8 protein-coding genes and 1 tRNA gene are annotated in these 16,483 nt (G+C 57.4%); 3 read left to right on the top strand and 6 right to left on the bottom strand.

Going from position 1 to position 16,483, the window contains the following annotated elements:
- The first annotated feature begins 110 nt into the window (after window positions 1–110).
- Entirely contained in the window at window positions 111–5,036 is a 4,926-nt protein-coding gene (locus Poly24_RS17680; protein ID WP_145098374.1) for a vWA domain-containing protein, read from the top strand.
- Entirely contained in the window at window positions 5,033–9,535 is a 4,503-nt protein-coding gene (locus tag Poly24_RS17675; protein ID WP_145098371.1) for a carboxypeptidase-like regulatory domain-containing protein, read from the top strand. Before Poly24_RS17680 ends, Poly24_RS17675 begins: the two co-directional genes overlap by 4 nt.
- A 7-nt stretch (window positions 9,536–9,542) precedes the next feature.
- Here Poly24_RS17675 and Poly24_RS17670 read toward each other — a convergent pair whose 3' ends face one another.
- The 4 genes from Poly24_RS17670 to Poly24_RS17650 all read right to left on the bottom strand — a co-directional run bounded on the left by Poly24_RS17670 (window position 9,543) and on the right by Poly24_RS17650 (window position 15,055).
- Window positions 9,543–10,169: a phosphoglycerate mutase family protein gene (locus Poly24_RS17670; RefSeq protein WP_145098368.1), complete on the bottom strand. Its 627-nt coding sequence runs from the start codon at window positions 10,167–10,169 to the stop codon at window positions 9,543–9,545.
- A 1,470-nt stretch (window positions 10,170–11,639) separates the two neighbouring features.
- Window positions 11,640–14,258, bottom strand: coding sequence for an AAA family ATPase (locus tag Poly24_RS17660; protein WP_197451997.1), 2,619 nt, complete (start codon window positions 14,256–14,258; stop codon window positions 11,640–11,642).
- A complete protein-coding gene (locus tag Poly24_RS27930) occupies window positions 14,242–14,745 on the bottom strand; it encodes an ASCH domain-containing protein (protein WP_145098359.1) in 504 nt (167 codons plus the stop codon). Before Poly24_RS27930 ends, Poly24_RS17660 begins: the two co-directional genes overlap by 17 nt.
- Window positions 14,746–14,842: 97 nt before the next feature.
- The gene (locus Poly24_RS17650; RefSeq protein WP_145098354.1) at window positions 14,843–15,055 is read right to left on the bottom strand and encodes a virulence RhuM family protein; all 213 of its coding nucleotides are present in this window, start codon (window positions 15,053–15,055) and stop codon (window positions 14,843–14,845) included.
- 158 nt (window positions 15,056–15,213) lie between these two features.
- Between Poly24_RS17650 and Poly24_RS17645 the strand changes: the two genes are divergently transcribed.
- Window positions 15,214–15,287 (top strand) — tRNA-Pro (locus Poly24_RS17645).
- A gap of 169 nt (window positions 15,288–15,456) precedes the next feature.
- Here Poly24_RS17645 and Poly24_RS17640 read toward each other — a convergent pair.
- Both Poly24_RS17640 and Poly24_RS17635 read right to left on the bottom strand, forming a co-directional pair.
- Window positions 15,457–15,663 (bottom strand): hypothetical protein, encoded by a 207-nt coding sequence (locus tag Poly24_RS17640; protein WP_145098351.1) that lies wholly within the window; start codon window positions 15,661–15,663, stop codon window positions 15,457–15,459.
- Window positions 15,664–15,708: 45 nt separating this feature from the next.
- Window positions 15,709–16,476, bottom strand: a complete 768-nt coding sequence (locus tag Poly24_RS17635) for a glucose 1-dehydrogenase (protein ID WP_145098348.1) — start codon at window positions 16,474–16,476, stop codon at window positions 15,709–15,711.
- Between the last annotated feature and the right edge of the window lie 7 nt (window positions 16,477–16,483).

Genomic DNA, 16,483 nt, shown 5'->3' with positions numbered 1-16,483 from the left:
GGCTTGACGATGCGCGAACAAGTGTTGCAATGGAATCGTGTTGCACGACCGTTCCGATCCTGCCTTGCGTCTCGCCTACCTTTCCAACTCGAACACTCTTGGGGCCACGTATGTCATCTAGCGCCGAAGGATCATCGGCTGCGCCGTTGTTGCCACCCACTCGACGTGCCGCCCCCATCGATTCGATCGCGTCCTGGAATTCCAATCGAGGGAATCGACCCGTTTGGCGGTGGTCCAGTCGCTGGAATTTGTTGATCGGCGGAGTCTTTGCGGCGACCGCGTTGACCGCGGTGTTGACCTGGGCGACGACAAGCATCGGCCGTGCGCCACGCGTTTGCGTGATGTTGGCCAGCACGGATTATCACGCCAACCTCGACCTGCCGCCCAACGCAATGGGCGACCGCGCAATCGGGCGACTTTCCGCTTGGGTCACCCACGGGGAGATCAACGCCCGACGGAACATTCGATTGGCCAGGCCTCCATTGGAACTAGCAAATCGCAGTGATTTTGAACGCATCAGCACCGATCCCAACGCTGCGATTTCACTCACATTCCTTTCGGTCCACGGAATCCACACGCCGCAAGGTCCGGCGCTGTTGGCCGCCGATGCCCAATCGATCGACGACGCCTACCCCGTCAAAGATCTGTTGGCGCAGATCGCTCGGTTTCCAGAGAAACAGAATAAAGTGCTGCTGTTGGACTGTGTGCATTTCCAATCACAACCGTCGCTGGGAATCCTGTTGAATGACTTCGCCCGCCAGATCCGCGACCTGGAAGATACGATTCGGGCGATTCCCAATTTGGTAGTTCTGATTTCCAGCGAAACGCATGAGCAAAGCTGGATCAATCCTGCCGTCGGCACCACGAATTGGGCCAACGCGTTCATTTCCGCAGTCAACGGTTTGGCGGAAGATCGGGATCGCGATGGTTGGATCGACCTCTTGGAAGTGCATGACTGCGCTGCCGAACAGACGACCGTTTGGGCCGCCAAAGTCGCTCAGCGTCCGCAACATCCGTGGATGCTGCCCTCGGGAGAAGAGGGGGCGAACCGCTGCCGCAACCTCGGTCTGTTCCCCAGCCAGAACCCAACGATCGAGATTCCCGCGTTAGTGTCACCTTCGAACAACGATCGCATCGCGCGATGGTTCTCGCGGCACGATCAACTGGCGGCGCAATCGCTGCATCCGGCGATCAAATCGCCAGCCATCTGGCCGCGCTTTGAACGCACCTTGTTGCGTTATGAGGCTTTTGAACGCGCCGGATGCGAAAGTGCTGCGGACGTCTTGAGCAATCATCTGGAAGATCTCGTTCAGATTCTCGACAAACCAACACGAATCGAATCGGTCGCCTGTCGTGCGGGCGTTTTGGCGCCCGAGATGGTGGGATTTGAGGTGACGGACGACCTGCGAGGGAAGGCAAAAAAACTGGCGGCGCTGCTGTCGGAGATGCCGACCGATGAGGCAGCCGATCATTGGTTGAATGTGATCGCGGCGCAGCCGAGCGAGGCACAGGTGGCATTCTTGCGTCGATCGATCATTGAATCGCATGCCGATGCACTGGCAACGGCGTTTCGCACCCAAGTAACCGTTGATCGCCAACGACTCGATAAAGCGGCGTCCATGGTGACCACGATCACCGATCCATTGCAACCAATCCCACAACTGGGCCGCGTCCTGCAATTCCTGGCCCGCGATCTGCCTTCGGAACCGCTGGGATCGGTCGATGCGACACGGATCGCTCGCTTCTTATCGCTCAGTGCGCGCTGTGATCGCATCGCCAACGACGGTCTGTGGTGGTCGCCTCAACTGTATCGTTGGGTGTCACCGATGATCGATTCTACCGATCGCCAGCGCCGCTTTGCCGGAGACCTGTTGATCGGCGAGGCCGAAGCCCGTCAACGCGCGGACGTCTGCCTCGATGCCGCCGAAACCGGATACGCCCAAATCGACCAGATTTGCAGCGTCCTGATCGATGCCCAAACGATCGTCCAGTGCGGCAGCAATCAATTGTCGCGGCTTCGCGAACTGGCTGCCGCCAGTACCCGTGACGCGCCGCAAAATCGTCAAGCGATCCCCTCGCTCTACGGAACATTGCAGCAGATCGAAGCGATCGTCAATGGCGACGTGGCAACAAAAGAATCGCAACGGAACGCGGAACTGCTGCATCTAAAAGACCTGACGCAACAAGTTACCGCTCAAATCGCAGCGGTTCGCAAACGTGTCGACGCTTGGCAATCCGATGTTTTATCGCAACAGGCAGGCTGCCTTCCGGATGTCTACGCGGCCTTGCATACGTTGGGAAGTGATGCGACCACGCGGCACGCGGCCTGGGAAAGTTTGTGCCGGTTGGCAGCGAGTGCCGATGCGGGATCGAATTCCGAAGCGGTCGTCGAACATCCGATTTCGTTGAACACGATTCAAGCGTCCGCGGCGCTCCGAGGTCAGTTGTCGCTGTGCGTCTGGCCGGCGAAAGAGTTCGATGCGATGGTCGCCGGAGAATCGGAAACTCGGGCCGAAGTCGAACATCGCCTGAAGATCTTTGCCACCGATTCCCAGTGGTGGAAAGCCTTGGCAACGGCCGGCTACCAAATCGGTCTACGTGAGAAGGCGGCACGGCAATTGACGACCACGCCGATCTCGCCGCAATCGGCCGACGAAGACGATCAATTGCGCAACCGACTTGAATGCATTCACCGGATGGCTTCGACGCCCCCTTTTGAAAGTCAGCAGTTCGTGACCGCGGTCTGGACCCACGGGTTCGCACGCTTCCTCGCCTGGCAAACCGAACGTTTTGTCGCCGACACCTATTGGTCGCTCTCGGCATCGGGGCCTGCGTATTATGCGCGGGTCGCCGAACTCTTGTCCGGCGATATTGCTTCGCTGCATTCGCGGACCCGTTCTCCGAACAACCCACTGTTGTCCGATCCGTCGTCTGCCGTCACGATCACGTTGCCCAACGGATTGGTTTGGACGACGCAGCGGACTGACCAAATCAATGTGAGCGTCCGTACGATGGATCATGGAGCCGAAGGCTTTGCGACGATCTGGGTCGACGCGACGGGTGACTTGCAAGTGACGCAGCCCACTGCGGGACAACGCGTCTGCCGGCCGTTGTGCGATCTTTCGAAAATGAAAAACGCAGCTCAGGCGACGGAGGCGGACGGCCTGATCGTGCATCTGGAGCGTCGCGAAGGGACCACGCCGGCGTCTGCAAACGTTCAGGTGCATGGCTACTTTCGCGGACGACGCATCACGGCGCCGCTGCCGGTCACGATCGCACAAACTCCCGACGTTCACATCGTTCAAAACCCCAAGTCGCTTGGCGGCCAGATCGCCATTCGATCCGACGCGCCGAACCACCACGCGACCGACGGCGCGATCACGCTGGTGTTGGATTGTTCGGGCAGCATGGGGGCGGATCGGGGGCAGGTCTTCGGGCCCGATACAAAATATGCCCACGCCGTAACCGCGATCGAATCGCTGTTGAAAGATCTTCCCAGCGGGGTCAAGTTGAGCGTTTGGACGTTTGGCCAAGCCGTAGGCGAAACCAAGACCGTGCAGCCGGCGGAACGTTCGATTCGCCGTATTCAAGCTCCGATCGTATGGGATCCTCGCGACCGATCGCTGCGCCAGAACTTAATCGACGCGATCAGTTATCCCAACGTCGAACCATGGAACGAATCGCCTCTGTTGGCTGCGATGCTGGCTGCTTCGAATGATCTTCGGGATGCCGATGGCGTCCGCAGCTTGGTCGTGATCACCGACGGTGCCGACAACCGAATCGCAACCGATGGCGTGGCCAACCCGTTGGGACTGACACCCGAACAATGGCTCCGTAGACAGTTCAACGGGACCGGCATCACGGTCAACGTGATCGGATTTCGCGTTGATGCGGGGGACAAAACCGCGACTCAAAAACAACTGGCCACCGTGCGGCAACTACTGCCTCCGGGGCGCTTCGTGACCGCCGACAAAACGTCGGAATTGGCCTCCGCCCTCGCGGAGATGTTAACGGTGGAGACCCCGATCGCGATTCGCAAGGCGACATCGACATCGGCCGACAAAACTCATCCTGTGGCGACGGTACCTATCAGTCCCGGCGATGCCGCGGCGTCTTGGACACCGATGTTGGACGCGGGACTGTACTCGGTAGCGACCGACGGCGCGACAGCGCCTACCACGATCCAGTTGTCCGATGGCGAGCAATTGATCTTGGATCGATCGACGGTCGGGACGTACAGCCTGTGGCCCGCGATCGACAAACAATTCCGTTGGTGTCCGCAACGACAAAGTGGTCGCTGGACGTTGGCGTTGGCGCCGCAACCGATCTCCGTGCCGGGAATCTCCGCCCGTCGGTTGGTGTTGTGGGCCGATGCGACACGTGGGAATCTGGCGATTCAACGTCCGAGCGAACTTTGGGTCGAAGCCCGCGACGGCGACAAAGCGATGCCGATTCGTTGGCAGAACAATTCGGAACCCTCATGCGACGGCTACGATTTGTCTGTGCAAGGCGAAGTCGTCGGCCAGCCGCAATTCAGCGTTTGGATTAGCGATCGAAAGGCAAATTCCGTGGGGGCGTTGGTACGCAATCAAGACTTCAGGCAATTGCAGGATCTGGCGCCCGCCAGTTGGCAGTTGAGCGAGGGGGAAGTACGGCTGAAATCAGCCGCGATTGAAACGCACACGGTTGCCGACCGCAGCGGCACGCTGACGCCTCAGTCTTGCTTGGTGCTGCGTGGCAGCGGGCCGCGTTCGATGGCGTTGCGGTTGCGAACCCGCGGGCTCGCCTTTGAAGGGCAAGACGAACAATGTTTCACCACGTTGGGCGAATTCACGCTGCGGCAGTGGCCGGTTACCGGCGATGATGTCCAACGTTCACTGCAATCGGTCGAATTGATTCTTGTCGATCAAGTGAAGAGCGACACCGAGCGTGCCGGTGGTAAGGTGATCTTTGCCGAACCGCCGCGTCGCCCCAGCGTCACCCGGCGAAGTCTTTCCGACGGCGGAAGCCTCGCGTATTCGGGAGTCGAGCGATGAGCGAATCAGCATCGGAAGTCAACGCAACCGCGCCGGAGACTGCCGCCGCGAACCCGCCGCGATGGCGTAGTGGACCGATACTCCACGGGCCCTCGCGATATCGTCAACTAGCGATCGGCAGCTGTTTGTTGGCAACGCTGATGGGCACGATCTTGGCGTTTGCATCGCTCCCATCGCCGAATCATCGCACGGTGCTCGTGTCGTTGTACCTGCAGCCGGACGATGAAGCCTTGGGTGTCGACGCGCCACACCCGCCTACCGACGAACTATTTTTAGGGCTTGTTCCCGCGAACGCGCCGCTTCAAGGTGTCGCCAACGTCGTGGAGTCCGAGGGCGATGAGGAGACTGCGAAGCCGGATGCGGACGCATCTGGAACGCCTACCGCCACCAAAAATGCAAAGGACCCCGATGCCAAAAGCGGCGGGACCGATGCCAAGGCCGAGGCCGCCAAATCGGCTGATGCTAGCGCTGGCCAAGCAGCTTCGGAAAATGCCCCTCCCAAAAAACGGAACGCATCGAAACCTGGGAAATCATGGCGTGACGCGTTGGTTCAAACCGATTCGCGGCAGCAGGTCGTGCTGCATGTGAGCACGCTGGCGCGGATCGACCAGGGACAGGTCTATTTCTACGGAGTCGATCCGAAAACCGAGCAAAACGTGGCGATATCGCTGGTCGATGTCCTTGCACAGCTCGAGAAATCGCCTGCTGAAAAGAAGCTGCTGATCCTGGAGGTTCATTGGCCGATCGTGTCGGATGAAGGAGATTCGCAGCAGCGGTTGCAGTTGCTAAATCGAGCCATCAAGGAACAATTATCGCTTCATGAAATCGGTGACACGCACGTCTTGTTGTCGGCATCGGACCAAGGTCCGGCGCGTGGATTGCGTGCCGCACCGCAAAGTTTGATGAGTTATTGCTTGACCCAGTCGTTGTGTGATGCGGCGGCGGACTGCGATCACGACGGACGCGTGTCGTTGAAAGAAGCGGTGGATTGGGCGGCACCATTGATTGCATCGGCTTCCTTGCAAGCGGGGCCCGAACAACGTATCGAATGGATTCCTGGAGAATCCAATGTCTGTTTCTCGCCAATCACGGCAACGATCGATTCGGCGCATCGGGAATATCCCGCGGCGCTGACTGCGGGTTGGCGATTGCGTGAGATGTACTTGGCCAATACCGAACTACCCTGGTTGCCCGAGACGGGGCGGCGTTGGGCACAATCGCTCAGCCAGATCGAATCGGGCTGGCGTCGTGGTGAAAACGAAAACAACGTCGCATCGGCGGTCGCACGCATTCAAGTCGAATGTTTGGCGGAGATCGACAACGCGTTGGCGACCCGCGCTCAAACGCGTCCCGATTCGCTGCGGTTGGCTGCGGCGCGAATGCTTTCGGATCGCGAAGCGACGGAGATCGAGGCCCGCGCGAAAACTCTGATGACCGAACATCAAAAGATCACTGCGACGATTCCCGCTGCCGAACAGGCCGCTGCGATTGGCAAAGCGGTCGCCAAGTATACGGCGGCTTTCGCATCCGATCAGGCCGCGGTCGCGCTGGAAGCGGTCGTCGCTCAATTTGATCGCAGCGTTCGCATCGATCGGGATTCTTTGGAACTGCTCGCCGCCGTGCGGAACGCCTGGAAAACGCCACCGACCTTTCCGATCACCCAAGCGATCGATCGACTGCGGATGAGCCAAGCAAACGATCAACAAATCGCTACCGCGCTGCGAATGTTCCGGATCCATGGACGATTAGGATCCGATCCGGCGGCGATTGCGATCTTGAGTCCACGGATCAACGACGTGACCAATGCATTTGTGGTCGCTCAACGCCTGGCTTGGAATTCAGGGATGACCTTGGACTCTGAAGTCACGCGACAATTGGATTCCGCCTTGGTCATGTCGGGGACCGCCTTGGCCGCGGAAGAATCGGTCGGTTTGGCGATTCGCCGATTGAAGGTCGCAAGCCAGACGATCGCAACCGACGCGGCCGTAGGGGTTCATTGGGACCACGATCGAGACTATCTGCTGGCCCAGCGGCGCGCCGCGGATCTGATCGGTGCGATCGGCAAGTTGCGCCGCGGGACGATTCAGGGAGCGGGGATCTTGACGGGTGAATTGGCGGTGTTGCGGCAGGCTTCCGAAGCCTTGGACCGTCAGTTGAAGCAGATGACTCAAAGCCACAGTGATCAAATCACCAACAGCGAAGCGAGCACTTCGGGACTGATCTCGACAACCATTCCGGCCTCGGTCCGATCTCAGATTCTAAACCAACCGATTGAATATTCGTTTGGTCCCGAGTACCGGGCTGCAAATCAGTCGGCCACGCTGGCGTCGGCGATGTCGTCGGTCGACGCAATGTCCGACCAACCGCAGATCTGCCTTCAAACGTTGTCCCAGCAGGCCGAAGCGATCGCGAAGGCCTCCGCCTCGCGATACCTCAGCTGGTTGAACGATTACGTCGCACAAACGGCCACGATCGACGCGATCCCGATCTATCGATCGATTGCGCAACAACGTTCGATCGCCCGCAGCGATGCGATGATTCCTGTCGCAATCCGGGGCGGACTGGGCGATTTAACGTGGGATACGCCAACGGCCCAGATCGCGCTGCACTATCAAGTCGACGTGATGGACGCGGTTCCGGTGACCTATGAATTTTTTGCTTCGGCAGGCAACTGCATCGCCGTCGTTCCACCGCGTGGGACCTTAAAAGCCGACCAGATCGACCAAATTCAGTTCGATCTTACGCCGTCGGACGTCGCCCAAGTGGATCCCTTTGTGGGAGGGATCTGGTTGCAATTGACGCGGGGGACGCAAACCGAATTGATTCCGCTGAAGATGCCCAAACAACCGATCCGGCCCCCGGTCGAGATCGACTTTGGACCGGCAGCAAGTTCACGCGGCCGCGACGTTCGTTTGGCATTGTGGCCCGACAACCAGCCGCAGGCCCTAGCCTGGCAGCTGATTTGCCATGATCCTTCGATCGCGTCGATCGTCGTTTCAGTGAGTTCTCCTTCGCTGGGTACGTTGACGACGGCTCCGATTCCGTGCCAGCGAGATGTCGCCACGCCGATTCGTTTTTTGCCGGCGGAGCCAACGACGAAAAAGAGTCCGGCAGGTTCGCAAACCTCGCGTGACCCAAGCTTGTTGCTGACAGCGACGGAACCCAAAAGTGGCGCGGTGTTGGGGCGATGGCGGATCGCGACCGAAGTCCTCGACCCGCGTGAGGCCTTCAAATTGGGACCGGCCGAATATCGAGTCCGCCCTCACGGCGACAACGAACTGTCGGTCGATGTCCTACGCAATCAGATGCGTTTGGAGGGGAGCGATCCTTCGCTACCCGAACCCACTTTCCGGTTGGAACTCGATTCGACAGCGATCGCTCCGTTGATCGATTTTGGAGACAGCCGATTGCAATCACAACTGGCGGCGGAGCAATCACGCTGTCAATTGTTTGCGCACAACCTGAGGTTTGACGAAGGCCGTGAACCGGAAGTCTCGCTTCCCGTCTCGATCAATGGCGACCCCGGCTACTTTGCACTATCGGGGCGGTTTCCGAGACAGTCGAGTCGCGTGCGGTTGCAAGCGCAACGAACGCCTACGATCGACGTGAGCGCAGTCGATGCGATCGTTCCCGGCCAACCGATCCTGGCAACCCTCAAGGCACGCCAGCTTGCCGATGCCGACGGGTTGACGATTGAAGTGCTTTCAAGCGATGGTGGTCAGGAAGTTCTGTGGCGGACCGACGTTCCAACATCGCGTTCCATCGACGCGAAGTTTGCCGGTGGGGGAACGCAAGCGACGTTGCAAGTGGTTGCCAAACGGAGTGATTGGCAGTTGCCAATCCCAACGCATTTTGGAACGGGGGTACATCGCTTGCGGGTAACAACCACCGATCCAATCGGAAATCAAAAGGTGACGGGCACGCATCGCTTCCTGTTGGACGACGCGTTGCCCGACGAGATCCATGCTCGTGGCGAATCGATATCTGACCAAATGACGGTGTTGATTCATCTGCGGCGAAACCCAAGCGGTGTGGCGAGCGTGAGTGTGCTGCCCGTGGTGGCGACGACGGATACCAAAGTCAAACCGATAAAGGCGGATCGATTGGGGGATGGGGATGAAACTTGGCAGTTGGCGTGGCCCAAGGCTTTGCCAGTTCCCGAACAGATCGAATTGACGATCACGACAAACGCAGGGAAGACGGGTTCCAACGTGGTGGCATTGCCGGTGCAGGTGATCGAGCCGATCGGGCGTATCGCGGGGCGAGTATTGGAAGGATCGATCGCCCAGCCCGGCTTGACTGTCTCGTTGACCGACGCCAAGGGAAAACCGGTATCGAAGATCGAGACCGCCACCGATGGCAGCTACACATTCAGCGTCCCGCCGGGGAAATACAACTTAGAGGTAAAAAAGCCGGCGACGCAGCGGAGCGCAAAAGCCGAGGTCGAGGCAAAGCTACAAACGACGACAACAACCGACCTGTCGTTGTTGCGCTCTTAGTCGCCGTTCAGCGAGTTGGTACGAGCGTTCCCATCTTGTCTGGATCGGCTGATGAAGCCCCGGCAGACGAAGCTCCGTATCGCAGCCGTAAGGATTGCGTTTCGGAAGCGGATTGTCGAATGATAAACAGGGCGTCGTATTCGTCGTGGGCGAGCTCAAGGTGTTTTCGCTTCGCAAGCATGCCCGCGATCGCGCCAGCCGTGTTGGAGTGGCCAACGATCAAAACGACTTCCCCAGCATGTTTGTGCGCAAGCGAAGCGATCCAATCTTTGCTCGGTGTCTCATAGATTCGGATCTCGGTACCGGCAGCCGTTGCCAGCGGTTGCACTGTACCTTTCGTCCGTTGGGTATCGGTCGAATAAATCGCTTGCACATTCAGAGCCCTACCGAGCGAAGCAAGAATTTGTGAACGTTGCTGGCCAGTCTTCGTAAGCTTGTCCAAATTGCCATCTCGCTCGGCGTGCCGAACGACAAGAAAAGTCGTGGTGGCGTTGTGCGGATCCGTTTGGGCAAACAGCGGTGTGGCATTCAGTGTGCCCAGCACGACCCACAGCCCAAACAATGATTGGCAGATGGTTCGCGCGCTGGTGGACCTATTCGCTAGATCTTCAATGCGGCTATTGAGTCGGTTCATGGTGGTTTCCGGTGATCGTCAAATGTTTCGAAATTTGGGGGGGATTCGCAGCGGCGACGATGATATCACACTTCGAATCGGAAGATCGGCGCGTTGCGGCCGAAGTTCAGGGGTGATCTCTGCGTGTGCCGAGGCAAACAATCCGGCACGCGTGAATACCGAAAGGGGACACCCACTATAAAGTTACCGCCACCGGAAGTCCTCGCGCATCAGGGCCGCAGGCACGGTAATTTGCCCAGCCCAGGCCATCGTCCTGAATACCGAAAGGGGACACCCATTAAACGTTACCGCTGCCGGAAGCCTTCGCGTATCAGGGCCGCAGGCACGGTAATTTGCCCAGCCCAGGCCATCGGCCTGGGACCCAGCCAGCCGCCGATCGCGTCAGGGCCGCAGGCCCGGCAATTTGTTGGTCGCTACAAACCGTCGGGCCTGCGGCCCTGACGCGATTGAGGAGATGGGAGGCCGTCGTCGCTTCCCAGGCCTGCAGCCTGGGCTAGGCAAACGGTCGAGCTTACAGCCCGGATGCGCTCGAAGTGATTACCGTTTGGCACTTGGCTTTTCCCAAAATCGGTGCCGAATGGGGCGATTGCAAATTGCAAAATGAACATGGCAACTTGGCTATTGCAATCACCCATCAGAAGGCAGTTGGAGAGATCTCAACGCACCGCAGTGCAATGGAAAAATGGAAAAATGGAGAATACCGAAAGGGGACACCCATTAAAGGTTGCCGCCACCGGAAGTCCTCGCGCATCAGGGCCGCAGGCACGGTAATTTGCCCAGCCCAGGCCATCGGCCTGGGACCCAGCCAGCCGCCGATCGCGCAGCAGGGCCGCAGGCCCGGCAATTTGTTAGTCGCTACAAACCGTCGGGCCTGCGGCCCTGAGAGATTGAGGAGATGTGATGTGAGGCCGTCGTCGCTTCCCAGGCCGATGGCCTGGGCTGGGCAAACGGTCGAGCCTACAGCCCTGATGCGCTCGAAGTGATTACCGTTTGGCTTTTGGCTTTCCCAAATTCGGTGCCGAATGGGGCGATTGCAAATTGCAAAATGAACATTGCAAATTGGATATTGCAATCACCCATTGGAAGACAGTTCAGGACATCTAAGCGCACCGCAGTGCAATCGAAAGATGGAGGGGCCTGCGCCGGTTATTACCACGCCAAAGGCGTGGCAGCGATTAGCCGGTGGTTGAGCGGAAGCGATGCCACCGGTAGGGTGCGTCAGGCGATTTCCCGACCCCGCAAGGGTCGCAGCACCCTGGAGGGTATGCCGCTACCGCGATTGCGCCAGTCGCATCGCCAGCACGCGGAGCCCAAATTTTCCTGTCCCCAAATCGGTGCCCCACCAAAAAAGGTAATGCCTGCGTCACCTCAAAGTTTGGCTGTCCCCAAGATCGTTTGAGGATTTGCTTCATCGGGATAGGCATTCACAGGCCGACCAACGAGAGCCTACGCCAGAATTGCTCTTTGTTTCTATACAATGCTTCGTTGATCGGTTTTCACATCATCGACGACCCCACTTAACTCTGCAATGTCGTGCAGAACATCAGCCGGAGATGGAACACTGAATCCACGAGATGGAGATCGGTGGTGTGCGTCAGTAATATCGCAACATTTGCTGAATAGGTTCTTGACCCGTTCGCAATGCTGAGCCGTAACCGCAACGGTTTTCGGCAGATCCTTCAGATTGATATAGTCACGGTGACGTACAACGACTCGACAGAAAATCTGGTCTTCAACGACTTTCTCAATTGTCGCCCGTAAACGTCCGTAAATGCCCTCAACCTTCGCCTTATAGGCCTCGTCTTCGTGGTTGTCGTAAAGTGTTTGGGCTGCACGTGTATCTTTCTCTAGGGTGTCGATTCGAGCCGCTACGCTTCTTGCATCCCAGGGCAAACCACTCTCAACGATGCCGGCCGTTGCTTGCCTTGCCGCCAACTGTTGGATCTGAACTGGTAAGCCACTTCGGCTTGCACCATCGAGTAAGTCATGAAGGAATACGATGTCATGGGTAAAGACAACCACTTGCCTATTTGCGGATTCTTCAACGAGACGCTGAGCGAAGCAGCCACGCCAGTGGTGGTCGAGCGATGTGACTGGGTCATCGAACACGACAGTTGACTTGGTCGGCTCAGTCGCAAGTTCTGATAAGAACCCTGCCAACGCAATGCAGCGATGCTCGCCTTCAGAAACAATTGTACCCACCTGAGCGTTGCTGGCTCCAACCAGCTGGACGCGATAGAAGGTGCGTCCGTGCTTTCCTTCTGCTGCGGCAAGTTCCACGTTTAGTCGACGCACGCCTTGTTGCATCTTGTTGATTTCATCTGCAAACGCATTGCGAAGCTGATCGGTCACGTAGAGTTTGGCCAGTTCTTTGCTTTTGGTCGTAATTGCATTCGTTTTGGTTTCGGCGATTGCCTTTTTCAACTTGCTGATGTCGGCCAGCCGAGACACGTGCTCCTTCACGTCGCCGAGTACGGTTGTTAGCCACTCGCGAGCTTTTAGCTCTGCAAGTTCGTCCGTCAGCCTTTTTCGCTCTGTCGCATCTGCTGATTTGTCAATCTCTGCGGCACGCAGGCCCAGGGTCTTAATGAGAGCTACCAAGTGGTCGGTAACGTCGTTGAGCGTTCCCGGAGTCTCGAAAGACCAGTTGCTTGATTCGTAAGCCAGCTTAACCGCACGCAATCGTCGCAACAGCGTTGCAAGCTGGTCCCGAACTGACTGAAAGACTTTAGCGTCGATTGCTTCGACGTCTTTCATTTGTTCCCTCGTACCTTCGCCTTGAAGGTCAAGCCGATCTAAAGCTGTAACAGCAGTTGTCAAAGCCGTAGTTGCCTTGGTTGCTTGTTGGGCACTATCGTCACGCACGAACTTTTCGAATCGCTCTAGTCGATCCTTTGCATCTTCAGCAAGCGGTTGTTGACATAAAACACAAACGGCATTTTCAGTGTCTGTAGCAGGAAATCCCGTGTCTGGAATTGCGTCCGTTGAGTATCGACGAGCCGCTTCCCAAAGCGCACGCCATACCGGTTCCCCAATGCCGTCCAGAGGATCATCATTGAAGTTCATCGCCGCAGCAACTTGAGCGGCCTTCGTTTTCGCGGCGGCGTCACTGGCGAGTGCTTTGATTGCTGCAAGTACTTCGTCAGACAACGCCTTCTCGGCCGCAGCGAGCGAACGCCCGAGCGTGGTGATTCGACCTGCCTGAACCCGCAGATCTTTCGCCGCCTTCTGCGGGTCGAAGGCCAATTGAACGGGTATCTCTTTCAGTCGCTCCAATTCGGCATCATTCAAAGACGCCAGCGTATCCAAGTCTTCCGGTTTCGTTGAACCCTTGAGCTCGCTCAGCGTCGTGCCGACCTTTGTGTTGCCGGTCGCGTAGCTGTTTCGCAGGAATGGAGGTGTTTCGCCTTCGAGTATCCTCTTCTCTGCGTTGAGCTTTGCCTGAACTGATTTGCACAGGTCGCCCAGTGTCGGCAAGATCTCTAGCCCGAATGGCGTGAAAGCAACCTCGTTCTTATCTCGGACATGCACCGATGCACAATCCGAATCGAAGAAACTGATGGCTCCAAGCCCATCGGGTGATTGTTGCCCGTCGATCCATTGTGCTGGCGGCTGCTCGGCATCATCAACAGCGGTCGTGATGACGGCACTGGCTGGGGCAGTCGCTGCATCACCCATGACATTAGGCAGAATTGGGGCGCCTTTGCTGCGGGCACGGCAGGCACGGCGCAGGATTCGCCCGTATCCACTCTTCCCCGAACCGTTGTAACCAAATACCACTGTCAGGCCGGTTGCAGCAAACGATAGTAATTGATTTGAATCTAATGCGTTGACGTTCGCCGCTTCCGAGATCGAGCACAGCGTAATCTTTCGATCGGACCGTTGCCGAGAAGGGATATGTTCGGTCGCTAGCAGTGTTAATTCGGGTGCGGAATCTTCGCTCAGCCCGTAAGCCTCACGACAGGCCGCGGTCAGCTCATCGGTATCCGAGACATCAAAGCTGCCTTTTTCGATAATTCGACGTAACGCATCGCGTTGCCAATGCGGTTGGTCGAGCGACCATGCGAGGATGTCATCGTGAATTGTCATTCTTCTTGTAGCTGGGGATTTCACGAGTGGCCTCATCACTTGATCCTAGATTTCTTGAGTAGCTTTGGTTTCTCGGACGAGATACAGCTTGGCGTCGCGTTCCAGGACGACGCCCCAGTCGGGGTTGTAGTCGCCAAGCGGCGTTGGAATCTTGAACCAGCCGGGCAGCTTGCAGAAAAAACGAACCAGCTTCGGATGAATCGAGCTTCTCTGCCACGTAGTGTTCCACTTCGCTATGGAATGGAACGAAGTCGAAATGGAGTGCGGTCATCGCTGCTTTGCACCTTGTGAAGTTTGCCCAGCCGCAGCCGACGAGGTTTTTTACTGCCGAATTGGAGGCATCGGGCCGCCCCTGGGCAGCATAAAGGTCGATGGTGCCACGGAGTTTGGAGACCTGCAATCGATATTCCACGCACTTTTCGCCCCTGAGGATCTGCTCCGCCCAAGGCTGCTGAACGCAAAGCGCTTTTTGCGGTCCATGCTGCATTGAAAACAAACCTCGTTAGGAAATACAGTCACGGACATACCATACCGAATTGCTGCCAGAAAACCACTCCCCTGGGGGGCGGTGCCGTGTCAGGGTGCTACGTTGTGGCGTCTGTCAACATCGGTTGCAGGGCGGAGCCGTAGACGCCCAAGTTGTATATGCAACAAATTCGATTGATAACGAAGGTGATGCTGGCGTCGAGATTGCAGTGTTTGAGCGACCGTTGGACCTGGCGTTTGCCCTCGGATCGAACTTGTAAGTATTCCTTACAAGTTGCCGATTCGGTCAGTTCACCCTCTTCGTAAATCATTGCCAGGTGTTGGGTTATGTTCTGTGGGTGGAAAGGGGATGGGTGGAAAGGGGACATCCACAAAAGGTCGTCCAATATTGACGAGCAAAACGGGACGCGTAAACTTCGTTTTGAAGGGAACACTGCTGCTGAATGCCGGTCGTTTCATCCAACAGAACCGGGGCGTGGCTCAGTTTGGTAGAGCGCTGCGTTCGGGACGCAGAGGTCGCTGGTTCAAATCCAGTCGCCCCGACTGAAATAATGCGCACCGCTTTCCAAAGCGAGGCGTTTTTTCGTAATCTATGTTGCTGCATCAATTTCCGTAGTTTTTGGAAGCCAGCACTCGGTCCGGATCCCCGATTTTGAAAAGGGTGATCGCGGGCTACATCGACGAAACGCGGCGATTCTGTTGAATTGCGAGTTCAAATCCCGTCGCCCCTTTCGACGTTAGGGCGAAGGATCTTCCGGTGTGAACGGAAGCCGTTTACACACCTATCGACGGCGGATCGAATCAGCGCAATGTCTTTTCCTTCTACGCTCGCCTGTCCGAAGCCAAAGCTCATTCCCATACAGCCGAGGCCGAGTGCCGAGACTTCCAGACGACCGTTTCCAAGTTTGCGGTTCTTCATTTGCTTTTTCCTTTGCCGTGTTGCGATAGATATACGAAGTAAAAATCAACCGACCGTCATTCCGCCATCGACCGTCAACGCCTGGCCGACAACGTAGCTTGCGCCGGGACTGCATAGCCAAAGCACTGCCGAAGCGATTTCATCAGGACGGCCAGCTCGTCCGATGGGAACATTGTCCGCGATATTTGCGTAGGCTTGCTCATCTCCACTCACCACATCGCGAGCGATTTGTGTGTCAATCAGGCCAGGATTGACTGCGTTCACGCGAATGCCCTTCTTGACGTATTCAAGGGCCGCAGTCCGGGTTAGCCCGACCACACCGTGCTTCGACGCGATGTAGGACGCAATTCCAGGGTTTCCCGTCAACGCACCAACTGACGCATTGTTGACGATCGCCCCACTCCCCTGCATCTCCATCTGCCGCAGTTCGTGCTGCATGCAATTCCACACTCCCCGCAAGTTGATCCCGATGACACGATCCCAATCATCGCGCGAGCTTTCGGCAATTGGCGCTGACTTGGCCATCACGCCAGCATTGTTGAAAGCGGCGTCAAGCCGACCGAACTCAGCAACCGTTCGATCCACCATCGCCTTAATCTGGGCGTCATCGCTAACATCGCACCCAATGGCGAGAGCTTTGCTGCCAGCGGCAATCAGCTTTTTCGCCTCCATGTCGACGATGTCTTCGCGGAAATCGGCCAACACGACCGCAGCCCCTGCGTCGGCAAACGCCTGTGCCGTTGCCAACCCCATGCCGGATGCGGCCCCGGTCACGAGCGCTACTTTACCGTTGTAGTCGAGTGGATTGTTCATCGTTTCT

Origin of the sequence: Rosistilla carotiformis (genome assembly GCF_007753095.1) — a bacterium.
Lineage (GTDB): Bacteria > Planctomycetota > Planctomycetia > Pirellulales > Pirellulaceae > Rosistilla > Rosistilla carotiformis.
This window is presented reverse-complemented; position numbering and strand designations above follow the sequence as displayed.

Coding starts and splice junctions, on each gene's coding strand:
- Poly24_RS17680 (WP_145098374.1), top strand. CDS start 111: ATGTCATCTAGCGCCGAAGGATCATCGGCTGCGCCGTTGTTGCCACCC.
- Poly24_RS17675 (WP_145098371.1), top strand. CDS start 5,033: ATGAGCGAATCAGCATCGGAAGTCAACGCAACCGCGCCGGAGACTGCC.
- Poly24_RS17635 (WP_145098348.1), bottom strand. CDS start 16,476: ATGAACAATCCACTCGACTACAACGGTAAAGTAGCGCTCGTGACCGGG.
- Poly24_RS17660 (WP_197451997.1), bottom strand. CDS start 14,258: ATGACAATTCACGATGACATCCTCGCATGGTCGCTCGACCAACCGCAT.
- Poly24_RS17670 (WP_145098368.1), bottom strand. CDS start 10,169: ATGAACCGACTCAATAGCCGCATTGAAGATCTAGCGAATAGGTCCACC.
- Poly24_RS27930 (WP_145098359.1), bottom strand. CDS start 14,745: ATGCAGCATGGACCGCAAAAAGCGCTTTGCGTTCAGCAGCCTTGGGCG.
- Poly24_RS17650 (WP_145098354.1), bottom strand. CDS start 15,055: ATGATTTACGAAGAGGGTGAACTGACCGAATCGGCAACTTGTAAGGAA.
- Poly24_RS17640 (WP_145098351.1), bottom strand. CDS start 15,663: ATGAAGAACCGCAAACTTGGAAACGGTCGTCTGGAAGTCTCGGCACTC.